A 12,394-nucleotide genomic window follows, 5' to 3' on the forward strand; every position below is an offset into this window, starting at 1 on the left:
AATAAATCTCGTTAATCATGCAGATAAATTAATTTCAAAATGCAAATATTGACTTTTGTCCGAACGTGGAGTTTATGAAATTTTTTGCAAACATTACAATATTCCCACATTTCAAAACGGTAAAAAAAATTCCCAAGCACTAACTTGGGAATTTTTATGATCTAATGTACTAGAAATAATTTGAACACTATAACTAATACGTTTTTATATTATTTTAATGCGGCTTTTACTTGGTCAGCTGCTTCTTGAAATTCAACTGCTGATAAAATTGGCATTCCTGAATTGTCAATTAATTCTTTTGCAATTTCTGCATTTGTACCTTGCAAACGAACGATGATTGGCACTTTAATTGAGTCACCCATATTTTTGTAAGCATCAACAACACCTTGAGCTACACGGTCACAACGAACGATTCCTCCAAAGATGTTAATTAAAATTGCTTTTACGGCTGGGTCTTTCAAAATAATTCTGAAAGCAAGTTCCACACGTTTAGCATCTGCTGTTCCGCCTACGTCAAGGAAGTTAGCCGGTTCAAAACCTGCATATTTAATTAAGTCCATTGTTGCCATAGCAAGTCCTGCACCATTAACCATACAACCTACAGTTCCATCTAAATCTACATAGTTTAAACCTGCAGCTTTAGCTTCAACTTCAATAGCATTTTCCTCACGAATGTCACGGTACTCTGCTAATTTTGGATGTCTGTATAAAGCGTTGTCGTCTAAATTTACCTTAGCATCAACAGCGATGATTTTATTGTCTGAAGTTTTCAAAACTGGATTAATTTCAAACATTGAAGCGTCAGATCCGATGTATGCTTTGTATAAAGCATCTACAAACTGAACCATTTCTTTAAAAGCATTCCCAGAAAGACCTAAATTAAAGGCAATTCTTCTTGCTTGAAAAGCTTGCAATCCAACAGAAGGATCAATTTCTTCAGTAAAAATTAATTCAGGAGTTTTCTCAGCTACTTCCTCGATATCCATTCCACCTTCAGTAGAATACATGATCATATTTCTAGCTTTCCCACGGTTTAATAAAACCGACATATAGAATTCTGAAGTTTCCGTTTCACCAGGATAGTAAACATCCTCAGCCACTAAAACTTTATGTACTTTTTTACCTTCAGCAGAAGTTTGTGGAGTAATCAATTGCATACCAATGATTTGCTCTGCAATTTCTTCCACTTGTTGCAAGTTTTTAGCAAGTTTAACCCCGCCTCCTTTACCTCTTCCACCTGCGTGAACTTGCGCTTTAATAACGTGCCACCCAGTTCCTGTTTCAGCAGTTAATTGTTTTGCTGCAGCAACCGCTTCTTGTGGGTTATTCGCCACATATCCGCGTTGCACTTTTACACCATAACTGGCTAATATCTCTTTTCCTTGGTATTCGTGTATATCCATAATGAAGTTTTTGACTTTTTAAAAGTGGCACAAAAATAACTAATTAAGTCTAATCGGCGAAAGATTTTTAGCTTTAATTTAGCTATAATCGCTTTGTTTGTTTTAAATGCCAATTATTCCGCAAACACTGTTAAATAAAAAAAATCTGAAAGTGATGATATGTACTCCATTACGAACTTAAATTGTAAACCTGACCGTTCTATTTATTTGAATTGATTTAGGACTTTCAACAATATTGCATAGTAAGGATATTTCCAAAATTTATCTTTTTCAAGAGATCACCTAAAATTTCTTTAATAAACGAAGTAAATAATGTTTACCAACTGAAATTCAAATGGTGTAACAAATTTTAATTTATCAGATATAAATCTAAATAACACTTACTTTTAATATTTATATGGTAATAAAAAGCAGTTATGGCAAAAAATTAGATCGGTTTTTTAATCCTAAATCATAAATAATATAATTTTCACATTCAAAAAAGAGAAGTTTACTATCTTTGAAGACCTTATTACAATATGATGAATAGAAGAAAATTTTTTAGAAACGGTTCGCTTTTTACCTTAGGAACTGCCTTTATAAGTCCATTTCAAGCCACTGCAGCTCCAATAACTACGGATTTTATTGACAAAAATAAAAAAGCAAAAAATATTATTTTGCTCGTCAGCGATGGAATGAGTACAGGCACATTGAACATGGCCGACTTATATTTAAATCGAAAAAACGGAGTGGGTTCTAACTGGCTTCAACTCTATAAAGACAACCGCGTTTCTCGTGCATTGATGGATACTGCTTCGGCAAGTTCAATCGTAACTGATTCTGCTGCTGCAAGTTCATCTTGGGGTGGCGGTTTTCGTGTGAAAAACGGATCGTTAAATGTAGGCCCAAATGGAGAAGAACATTTACCGATTTGGCAAAAATTCAAGAAAGCTGGAAAAATGGCGGGTTGCGTGACAACAGTTCCTATCACGCATGCAACGCCAGCTGGTTTTTGTGTAAATTCAAAAAGCAGAAATGGACAAGCAGAAATAGCAGAACAATATCTTGAACAGGGATTTGACATCATGATGGGTGGCGGACAAAAGTACTTTGACGCTGAATTCAGGAAAGATAAAAAAGACATGTATGCTGCTTTTAAAGCAAAAGGATATCAAGTAGCGAAAACTCGATCGGAAATGATGAGTACTTCTAATGACAAACCTGTTCTAGGTGTTTTTGACGAAGACGCTTTGCCTTACTCTATTGATCGGAATTCAGATGAAAAACTGAAAGAAAATATTCCGTCATTGGCAGAAATGGCTCAAAAAGCAATTGATAGAATGAAAAATCATCCCAACGGATTTGTATTGCAAGTGGAAGCGGGTAAAGTAGATTGGGCAGCTCACGGAAACGATATTGGGGGATTGATTTACGACCAGGTCGCTTTTGACGAAGCGGTTAAAGTAGCAATAGATTTTGCCGAAAAAGATAAAAACACATTAGTTATCATAACGACCGATCACGGAAATGCAAATCCAGGTGTTATCTACGGAAAATATGCAAATGATAATTTTGACAACATTCAAAAATACAAGCATACTAATGAGTGGCTTTTAAACAATATTCACCCTACTTCTACGCTATCTCAAATCAAGGAAGTTGTTGATTTTTCAAATGGCTCATCGCTTTCAGATGATGATGCTAAAGCAGTACTTAGTTACTACGATGGTTTGCACAAAGAAGAAGGAGGATTATACAATTACAAAAAATTACCATTTAAAGCTTTCGCAGAAATGCAACAAAAGACGAATTCAGTAGGCTGGATTAGCATGGATCACTCGGCAGATTATGTTGAACTTGCCGTTTTTGGACCAGGAAGTCAGTTTTTGAAACCTTTCATAAAGAACACTGATTTGCATTATTTGATGCTTCAGGCAGCTGAAGTAGAAAATAAATTTTAATTTTACAATTCAAAAAGTAAACATATTATATGAAATTAGAACGCGTTTTTGAAAACAACGAAAATTGGATTGCCAATAAATTAAATTTAAATCCCAGCTATTTTAGTGATTTATCGAAAGGTCAAAATCCCGATATTCTTTACATTGGCTGTTCGGACAGTAGGGTTTCTGCCGAAGAACTTATGGGCCTGAATCCAGGAGAAGTTTTCGTACACCGAAATATTGCAAATATGGTTGTCAATATAGATTTAAACGTAATGTCTGTTTTAAATTATGCTGTAACTCATCTTGAAGTAAATCATGTCGTTGTTTGTGGCCACTATTTTTGCGGTGGCGTAAAAGCTGCCATGCAAGCTGAAGATTTAGGAATTTTAAATCCTTGGTTGCGGAACATCAGAGATGTATACCGCACCCACAAAATAGAATTGAATGCGATTACTTGTGAAACAGAAAAATACAATCGCCTAGTGGAACTCAATGTTGAAGAGCAATGCATCAATTTAATAAAGACTGCTGATGTACAAAAGGCATACAAATCTCGTAATATAAAAGTCCACGGATGGGTTTTTGATATCCAAACTGGTAAGCTAATTGACTTACACATCGATGTTGATAAAATTATGCACGACATTATGGAAATTTACGATTTAGGCTAAAAATATACAAACCCCGAAAATTAAAATTTTTCGGGGTTTCTTTTTTCTATGAATAAGTGGAAAGAATTTCTTCATTCTTTCAATCAATCTGTTTACCTATAGTCGACAGATGAATTCTTTGTGGACTATTTTAGAGACTCTTAAAGGGAAAAATTCACAATACATATACTTTATTATTAAAGTAAGTGAAATCTCGTCAGTACTATAGTGAGACGACATTAAACTACCCAAAAAATGATACACTTGTGATAAATTATCTTATCCACTTAAATTCAAGTCTGATTAGATAATTTGAACCTAGATAAAAAGAAAAAACCCTTTAAATCATAAGATTTAAAGGGTTTTGATACCGTTTAGGATTTTTTGTGCGGAGAAAGAGGGATTCGAACCCCCGGACCTGTTACAGTCAACAGTTTTCAAGACTGCCGCATTCGACCGCTCTGCCATTTCTCCAATGACTCGCTTTCATTAGCTGATTGCGAGTGCAAATATAAGATGTTTTTTCTATTCTCAAAGCTTTTTTATCAAAAAAAGTAGCACTTTTTATTTCAGAAAAATTAACTTTTTCATACTCTTTAAGTTAGCCTCAAAAAATAGTTTAATAATTTACGTAATCTGTTATTTCTAGTCCGTATCCAATCATTCCAACCCGTTTTGATTGCTGTGAATTTGACATTAACCGTATTTTTGAGATGTTGATATCATGTAAAATTTGTGCTCCAATTCCAAAATCTTTTGAGTCCATTATAATTTTTGGCGCCTTATAAATACCTTGTACTTGCAACGCTTTAAGCTCTACAATTCGGTTCAATAAATTAATGGATTGGCTTTCTTGATTAATGAATACAATTGTACCTCTTCCCTCTTCGTTAATCACCTTAAACATATCGTCTAATTTCTCATCCGCGTTGTTGGTCAAGGTTCCTAATAAATCATTATTGACTAAAGTCGAATTGATTCTAGTCAACACAGCGTCTCCTAAATTCCAAGTCCCTTTAGTTAAAGCAATGTGAATTTGGTTATTTGTTGTCTGTAGATAAGCTCTTAAACGGAATTTTCCAAAACGAGTATTGATTTCGAAATCTTCTTTCTTTTCAATTAAACTATCGTTTTGCATTCTATAAGCGACTAAATCTTCTATGGAAACAAGTTTTAAATCGAATCTTTTAGCAACTTCAATTAATTCTGGTAAACGAGCCATTGTCCCGTCCTCATTCATAATTTCGCAAATTACTCCTGCTGGTTTAAATCCTGCAAGTCGGGCAAAATCAATTGCAGCTTCCGTATGTCCAGTTCTTCTTAAAACGCCTCCTTGCTTAGCAATAAGAGGAAAAATATGACCTGGTCGCGCTAAATCAAATGATTTGGTGTCGTTATTGATTAGTGCAAGTACAGTTTTCGCACGATCTCCAGCGGATATTCCTGTAGTAACTCCATGGCCTTTTAAATCAACAGATACCGTAAATGCAGTTTCTAAATGATCGGTGTTATTGGTCACCATTGCCTTTAAATCCAATTCCTTGCATCGACTTTCGGTCAATGGCGTACAAATCAACCCACGTCCGTGAGTGGCCATAAAATTAATCATTTCAGGTGTTATCATTTCCGCGGCACAAAGAAAATCGCCTTCGTTCTCTCGATCTTCATCGTCAACAACTATAATAATTTTTCCGTTTCGAATATCTTCAATCGCTTCCTCAATCGAATTGAGTTTAATTTTGTCCGTTGACATTATTTTTGTTTTTATTTTTATTAAATAGAATTTTAAAGAAATTTTGAATCGGTGTTAGAACAACATCCATATTAATTAAACCGATATCATTTGTCGCTCTATACGTCAGTAATATTGCTAAAGGTGTCAGAATAATACTGGACATCCATACTCCCAAAAAAGGCGTAAGACCATCTTCTTGCGCAATTTTTTTTCCCAACATATTTGTGAAATGGAATGATATGAAAATCAATACTGCAAATACAATTGGCAATCCCAATCCTCCTTTTCGGATAATAGCTCCAAGTGGCGCTCCAATGAAAAACATGAGTAAACAAGCGTATCCCATTACAAATTTTTCATGAATTGCAATCCAGTGATTATTAATGTTTTTCTTTTTGCTGAGTAATTCTTCTTTTGTAGCTTGAATACTAAAATTCGTACTCGTAATGTTATTATATGCCAATTCCAAAAATCGAGATTTTTCTGTATTACTGTAACCATTAAGTAGGTCTTTTGAAATATCTCTTTCTTTTTCAATATTTTTGATCGAGTCTGATTCCATTTCCCGCAAGTTAATTCGCAAAGGAACGGTTTCAATTCCAGAGCGTGAGTGAATATTTTCAGTAAAAGAAACGACTTCTTTTTTATAATTTGCACTCAATGAATCTAATGTATAATACAATTCATTGATATTTAACATTGTATTTGTACCTTGAGAAACTGCTTCTTCGGGATCGACTTTATTCAATTGCGACAGATCAAGATTCATCGTGTATTTTTTGAACGCAGTTTTTGCAAAAGGCAACTTCTTCCGTTCCTCGTATTTAACGGGATTTACATCTTCGTACTGAAATCCATCGTATAAAACCAATTGTAGAATATTTGAATCTTCACTACTAAGCAATTGTCCGTTTTTAGCTTTGATCACGTTATTAATTCCACCGCTATTAGGATTTTTTTTGTGAATCGTAATTCCTTTTAAGTCACTTCCTTTCTCGCCTGATTTTTTTTCTACTTTAATATTAAAAGGCCCCACCTCACTAAATTGTCCTTCGGCAACAGCTAGTGCAGGTTTTACTTGTGCTATATTTTGGCGAAAGCTTAAAAACTTATACGTTGAATATGGAATGACGTTATTTGCAAATGTAAAAGCGGCAATACTTAATATAGAAATGAAGACAGTCAAGCTTTTCATGGCCCGTTGAAGAGAAACACCAGAAGATTTCATCGCTGCAAATTCATAATTTTCAGATAAATCGCCAAAAGTCATGATTGAAGCTAATAAAATCGAAAGTGGTAATACCAATGGAATTACATTGGGCATTGAATACATTAAGAACTTTAGAATTAAGATTAAGTCCAAGTCTTTTCCTGCAAGTTCAGCAATAAAAAGCCAAACAGTCTGTAAAATAAAGATAAAAAAAAGGATTACAAATACCGAAGTAAATGTAATCAAGAAGGTTTTTAAAAGATATTTATCAAGTATTTTCACTCAAGCAGTTTAGTCTAGATTGTTAATGTAATAATTGGGATATTTACTTTTAACAAATGTAAACTGATTTTTTGAAACGGGCTGATTGGTTTTAAAAGAATTAACAACAATTGTTGTTTTGGTGCCATTTTTACCTGTTTCAATTACATTGTAGATGTTTTTTGTTTGCACATCAATTCCAAGTAATACCTCTTTGCGTTGGTCTTTTGAGCTTATTGGAATTAATTTAATGTATTGAATTTTTCTTCCGCGAACATTCTGCAAAATATCCCACGAATACTTATACCCTTTGTTGAAAAAAGTCAACATTTTTGAAGGTGTAATCGCACTTTCGTCCTTTTCGTCAAAATTAGAAATACTAATCTCTTCGTCTTCGGGCACAATAGTGTAGACTTTTTTTCCGTCAAAAATTTTAGTGATTCCCATGAAGTTCAGCACATAGTTATTGCTCTGCAGTAACACGTTTCCTTTACTTTCTTGGTTGATATTTTCTTTCAAATTTTGAAGGGAATACTTAAAGTCAATTGCAATATTGTCGTAGCTTTTTACTTTTGCAGTAACTTCATCAAGTAAGCCTTTCGCTTTTTGATCTTGAGCATTTACCTGAAAATTAGTAACTACAGCAAACAATACGGTTAAAAATAGTTGAATCTTGAATTTCATTTTAGAATGTATTTTTTTCATTATTAAAAAAATCATCAAGAGAACTTAAATCCTGAATTAAAACGCCTCGCGCTTTACTACCTTCAAAGGGTCCTACAATTCCTGCAGATTCCAATTGATCAATTAAACGTCCGGCACGATTGTACCCTAATTTTAATTTTCTTTGCAGTAAAGAAGCGGAACCTTGTTGAGCTGTAACAATGATTTCAGCGGCGTCTCGGAACAAAGTATCTCTTTCGGAAATATCCATATCAAGTTTAGTGCCACTTTCATCTGGGCCAACAAATTCAGGCAATAAGTAAGCTTCAGGATATGCTTTCTGCGAACCAATAAATTCCGTGATTCGTTCCACTTCTGGTGTATCGACAAAAGCACATTGCACCCGAACTACATCATTTCCGTTTGTATATAATAAATCACCACGACCTATCAATTGATCAGCACCAGCAGTATCTAAAATGGTTCGTGAGTCAATTTTTGAAGTTACCCTAAATGCAATTCGAGCAGGGAAATTCGCTTTAATAATACCAGTAATAACATTCACCGAAGGACGTTGCGTTGCAATAATTAGATGAATTCCAATGGCACGAGCCAATTGAGCTAATCGAGCAATTGGAGTTTCTACTTCTTTTCCAGCGGTCATAATTAAATCGGCAAACTCATCTACTACTAATACAATATACGGCAAGAAGCGGTGTCCATTTTCAGGATTTAATTTTCGCCCTTTAAACTTATCATTGTATTCCTTGATATTTCGAACCATTGCATCTTTAAGCAAATCATAACGGTTGTCCATTTCAATACATAATGAGTTTAAAGTATTGATTACCTTTGCATTATCAGTAATAATCGCATCGCCTCCATCCGGAAGTTTCGCAAGATAATGACGTTCAATTTTATTGAATAAAGTTAATTCTACTTTTTTCGGGTCAACCAAAACAAACTTTACTTCCGCAGGATGCTTTTTATATAAAAGCGAAGTCAATACTGCATTCAGTCCAACCGATTTTCCTTGACCCGTCGCTCCAGCCATTAATAAGTGAGGCATTTTGGCCAAATCAACTACGAATGTTTCGTTACTAATCGTTTTTCCTAAGGCAATTGGCAATTCCATTTCTGCTTCTTGAAAACGTGCTGAGCCGATGACGCTTTTCATAGAAACCATTGTTGGGTTTTTATTTGGAACTTCGATACCAATAGTACCTTTTCCAGGAATTGGTGCTATAATTCGAATTCCCAGAGCTGAAAGCGATAAAGCGATATCATCTTCCAAACTTTTAATTTTTGATATACGAATTCCCGCTTCCGGAACAATTTCATACAAAGTAACAGAGGGACCAACAGTTGCTTTAATTTGAGCAATTTCAATTTTGTAATTCCGTAAAGTCTCCACAATACGGTTTTTATTTTCTTCTAATTCAGCTTGGTTTATAGTAATTCCACCCGTTGAATATTCCTTAAGTAAGTCTAAAGTAGGGAATTTATAATTTGATAAATCTAAAGTGGGGTCAAACAAACCAAAATCAGCCACTAATCGGGAAGCCGTATTTTCTTCAATCGTTTCTTCTTCGGCCACTTTCTCGATAACAAATTCTTCGTGATGCGGGACTTCATCAACAACTAATTCAGGAACAGAAACTACTTTTTTAGGCTTTGGATCTAAATTTAATTCTGACGAATTATTAATAGTCGGTTTAATATCCTCTTTATTGATTTCAAATTTTGAAGCAGGTTTTACAACGGGCTCTTTTTTGACTAACTCCGGTTCCTCCGCTACAGCAAATTCCTCTAAATTATAAGATTTCGATTCTTCACGGCTTTTTTTCAACGCTTCAAAATCTTCTGCAACTTTGTTCTTCGTTTTTTCAAATAAATTTTTAACTGCATCAGGCGACACTTTCATTCTAAAAATCAGAAAAATAATGAGTCCAAAAATCAGTACCAGTAATGTTCCTGTTTTGCCTAAATAATCCTGAAGGTAATCGTTCATTTCAAAACCAATTACACCACCTAACTCTGGTAATTTAGTTGCGAAAAATCCAAAAATAACAGCTACAATTATAGCCACAAAACTATCCCAGAACCAACTGCTACGCAATTTTCGAACTGATAAGTCTAAAATTAAATACATTCCGGTTAAGAAAAATAAACGCACAAATATAAATGCAGCCACACCAAAACCTTCGTAAACAAACAAGTTAGCAAGATAAGCTCCAAATTTTCCAAGCCAATTTCTAACTTCTATTCCACGATTTGCAACTTCATGAACGGCACTTTGATCTTGTTGTCCATAAATATAAAATGAAATAAAAGAAAGCGCCAATGCTATTGAAAACAAAAGCAAAAGCGTTCCAAAAATCATTTTATGCTGACGCGAAAATCCTTTCTTTTTAGTGGAATCCGAAGTGGAATCTTTTTTAGATGCAGTAGTTTTTTTTGCTGTTTTCGCCATGCTTGAGTTAGATGCTTAAAATATAAATATAAGGAGTTTACGATTACATACCAATTAAAGCGCCCGAATAATAGGTACATAAATTATTGCACCAATCAAAAGAGCAGTCATTGCTGCGAAAAATACAGCTCCAGCAGCGATATCTTTGATAAAGCCAATTTTAGTATGGAATTCCGGATGGATAAAATCTGCAATCTTCTCAACGGCAGTATTCAAACCTTCAATACTAAGTACTAAACCAACCGCCAAAGTTTGAAACAACCATTCTGTTTTTGAAATTTCAAAATAAAACCCAGCTATTGTTACTAGAATTCCCAAGGAAAACTGCACCATAATGCTGTGTTCTGTCGTAATCAATTTGTACGCTCCGACAAGTGCAAATTTCAAACTTTTTAATCGTCCTGAGACAAAGCTGTGATCCTGTTTCATCTTACAATACTGCTAATGCAGCTTCGTAATTAGGTTCGTCCGCAATCTCACCCACTTGTTCTGCATGAATAACAGTTCCGTTTTCATCTAAAACAATAACCGTTCTAGAATGCAATCCCGCTAATGGACCGTCTGTCATTTCTAAACCATAATTTTTACCAAATTCACCCGTTTTAAAATCAGATAAATTAATTACATTTTCTAGTCCTTCCGCACCACAAAAACGTTTTTGCGCAAATGGTAAATCTCTAGAAATACACAATACCGTTGTGTTCTCTAATTTACTCGCTTGCTCATTGAACGTACGAACTGATTGAGCACAAGTTCCCGTATCGATGCTTGGAAAAATATTCATAACTACTCTTTTACCTGAAAAATCAGCTAAAGTTGCAGGTGATAAATCGGTTTTGATTAAGTTGAATTCAGTTGCTTTTGAACCTTTTTTAGGTAATTCGCCACTTGTATGAATAGGATTTCCTCCTAAAGTAATTGATGCCATAATAAAAATATTTTAGTCGTCAAAAATACAGAATATTTTAGACAAATTAAAGATTATTGTAGGTTAATGAGTGGTTAAAGAAGCAGAATTTTATTTCTAATTATACCTATTTTATTTAAGTGATCGTGTGGCTTTTTCACTTATCGACTGGGCTTTCTAGCAACAATTAAAGATAAAAGTACAGAACCTACTAAAATTCCGCCAATAATAATCAGCGAAAAAATCGAATCAATATGGTATACCGGAGCTATTACCATTTTTATTCCAATAAAAGTCAAAATAATAGCAAGACCATATTTCAACATGCTGAATAAATATAGAAAATTATCCAATAGGAAAAATAGTGCTCGTAAACCTAAAATTGCAAATATATTAGAGGTATACAATATAAATGGATCGTCAGAAATCGCAAAAATGGCAGGAATTGAATCAACTGCAAATAGTAAATCTGTAAACTCAATAACAGCTAAAACAACAAAAAGAGGCGTCGCCAAACGCTTTCCGTTTTTAATTGTAAAAAATTTATCCCCATCATATTCATCGGTTACTTTAAAGAACTTCCGAACCAACTGAGCTCCTTTAGTTTGATTATAATCGGCACTATCATCTTCCAATTCCGGCATCCAAGATTTAATTCCGGCATAAATTAAAAACACACCAAACAGTGTCATGATAATATTGATGTTATACTTTAAGCCTTCTATGCCAAAGTTCTCTAGTATAGTATTTAAATACGTTAACTTTATTAAATACGCTCCTGAAAAAATAAAGATGGCACGTAAAAATAAAGCACCGATAATTCCCCAAAACAAAATTTTATGCTTGTTTTTGTTGGCAACGTCAAAGAACTTAAATACCATTATAAAAACGAACAAGTTGTCTACCGAAAGTGCTTTTTCAATCCAATAAGCCGATTGAAATTCGTAAAATTTCGTTGGACCTGCAATATTGTAAATAATCGCACTAAAACCCATCGCCAAACCAATCCAAACTACGGACCAACTTAACGCTTCTTTATTAGTGATTTCGTGGCTGTTTTTATTAAACACACCTAAATCCAGCAATAACATCACAATAATAACAACGCCAAAAAGAGCAATTAGCCAGGGATGTTCAAGATATATCGGGTGGTCCATTTTATGTAAT

General features: G+C 34.2%; 10 protein-coding genes and 1 tRNA gene. 2 read left to right on the forward strand and 9 right to left on the reverse strand.

Annotated features, from left to right (window positions below; genetic code table 11):
* Nucleotides 1–209 precede the first annotated feature (209 nt).
* Nucleotides 210–1,403 carry an ADP-forming succinate--CoA ligase subunit beta gene (gene sucC / locus YWA_RS0107755; RefSeq protein WP_022827942.1) on the reverse strand — a complete coding sequence of 398 codons (1,194 nt, stop codon included), beginning with the start codon at nucleotides 1,401–1,403 and terminating at the stop codon, nucleotides 210–212.
* 521 nt (nucleotides 1,404–1,924) lie between these two features.
* Between sucC and YWA_RS0107760 the strand changes: the two genes are divergently transcribed.
* Together YWA_RS0107760 and YWA_RS0107765 are read left to right on the forward strand one after the other, a co-directional pair.
* On the forward strand, nucleotides 1,925–3,343 hold the full coding sequence (locus tag YWA_RS0107760) for an alkaline phosphatase (protein WP_026718664.1): 1,419 nt from the start codon (nucleotides 1,925–1,927) through the stop codon (nucleotides 3,341–3,343).
* 29 nt (nucleotides 3,344–3,372) lie between these two features.
* Nucleotides 3,373–3,999, forward strand: coding sequence for a carbonic anhydrase (locus tag YWA_RS0107765; protein WP_022827944.1), 627 nt, complete (start codon nucleotides 3,373–3,375; stop codon nucleotides 3,997–3,999).
* 368 nt (nucleotides 4,000–4,367) lie between these two features.
* Here YWA_RS0107765 and YWA_RS0107770 read toward each other — a convergent pair.
* The 8 genes from YWA_RS0107770 to YWA_RS0107805 all read right to left on the reverse strand — a co-directional run bounded on the left by YWA_RS0107770 (nucleotide 4,368) and on the right by YWA_RS0107805 (nucleotide 12,384).
* A tRNA-Ser gene (locus YWA_RS0107770) sits at nucleotides 4,368–4,452 on the reverse strand.
* Between the two features lie 145 nt (nucleotides 4,453–4,597).
* Nucleotides 4,598–5,731 carry a 3,4-dihydroxy-2-butanone-4-phosphate synthase gene (gene ribB / locus YWA_RS0107775; RefSeq protein ID WP_022827945.1) on the reverse strand — a complete coding sequence of 378 codons (1,134 nt, stop codon included), beginning with the start codon at nucleotides 5,729–5,731 and terminating at the stop codon, nucleotides 4,598–4,600.
* Complete coding sequence (locus YWA_RS0107780; protein ID WP_026718665.1) at nucleotides 5,712–7,205, reverse strand: LptF/LptG family permease; 1,494 nt, start codon at nucleotides 7,203–7,205, stop codon at nucleotides 5,712–5,714. The genes ribB and YWA_RS0107780 overlap by 20 nt, the downstream gene beginning before the upstream one ends.
* A 9-nt stretch (nucleotides 7,206–7,214) precedes the next feature.
* Nucleotides 7,215–7,868: a LolA family protein gene (locus YWA_RS0107785; RefSeq protein WP_245557705.1), complete on the reverse strand. Its 654-nt coding sequence runs from the start codon at nucleotides 7,866–7,868 to the stop codon at nucleotides 7,215–7,217.
* A gap of 1 nt (nucleotide 7,869) precedes the next feature.
* Nucleotides 7,870–10,320, reverse strand: a complete 2,451-nt coding sequence (locus YWA_RS0107790) for a DNA translocase FtsK (protein ID WP_022827949.1) — start codon at nucleotides 10,318–10,320, stop codon at nucleotides 7,870–7,872.
* 54 nt (nucleotides 10,321–10,374) lie between these two features.
* Nucleotides 10,375–10,749 carry a diacylglycerol kinase family protein gene (locus YWA_RS0107795; protein WP_022827950.1) on the reverse strand — a complete coding sequence of 125 codons (375 nt, stop codon included), beginning with the start codon at nucleotides 10,747–10,749 and terminating at the stop codon, nucleotides 10,375–10,377.
* Nucleotide 10,750: 1 nt separating this feature from the next.
* Entirely contained in the window at nucleotides 10,751–11,248 is a 498-nt protein-coding gene (gene tpx, locus YWA_RS0107800) for a thiol peroxidase (protein ID WP_022827951.1), read from the reverse strand.
* Between the two features lie 140 nt (nucleotides 11,249–11,388).
* Nucleotides 11,389–12,384 carry a TerC/Alx family metal homeostasis membrane protein gene (locus YWA_RS0107805; RefSeq protein ID WP_022827952.1) on the reverse strand — a complete coding sequence of 332 codons (996 nt, stop codon included), beginning with the start codon at nucleotides 12,382–12,384 and terminating at the stop codon, nucleotides 11,389–11,391.
* Nucleotides 12,385–12,394 lie beyond the last annotated feature (10 nt).

Source organism: Flavobacterium antarcticum DSM 19726 (genome assembly GCF_000419685.1).
GTDB lineage: Bacteria > Bacteroidota > Bacteroidia > Flavobacteriales > Flavobacteriaceae > Flavobacterium > Flavobacterium antarcticum.

Excerpts from the sequence above, each read along its gene's own strand:
- sucC (WP_022827942.1), bottom strand. The coding sequence starts at position 1,403 with ATGGATATACACGAATACCAAGGAAAAGAGATATTAGCCAGTTATGGT.
- YWA_RS0107760 (WP_026718664.1), top strand. The coding sequence starts at position 1,925 with ATGAATAGAAGAAAATTTTTTAGAAACGGTTCGCTTTTTACCTTAGGA.
- YWA_RS0107765 (WP_022827944.1), top strand. The coding sequence starts at position 3,373 with ATGAAATTAGAACGCGTTTTTGAAAACAACGAAAATTGGATTGCCAAT.
- ribB (WP_022827945.1), bottom strand. The coding sequence starts at position 5,731 with ATGTCAACGGACAAAATTAAACTCAATTCGATTGAGGAAGCGATTGAA.
- YWA_RS0107785 (WP_245557705.1), bottom strand. The coding sequence starts at position 7,868 with ATGAAATTCAAGATTCAACTATTTTTAACCGTATTGTTTGCTGTAGTT.
- YWA_RS0107790 (WP_022827949.1), bottom strand. The coding sequence starts at position 10,320 with ATGGCGAAAACAGCAAAAAAAACTACTGCATCTAAAAAAGATTCCACT.
- YWA_RS0107795 (WP_022827950.1), bottom strand. The coding sequence starts at position 10,749 with ATGAAACAGGATCACAGCTTTGTCTCAGGACGATTAAAAAGTTTGAAA.
- tpx (WP_022827951.1), bottom strand. The coding sequence starts at position 11,248 with ATGGCATCAATTACTTTAGGAGGAAATCCTATTCATACAAGTGGCGAA.
- YWA_RS0107805 (WP_022827952.1), bottom strand. The coding sequence starts at position 12,384 with ATGGACCACCCGATATATCTTGAACATCCCTGGCTAATTGCTCTTTTT.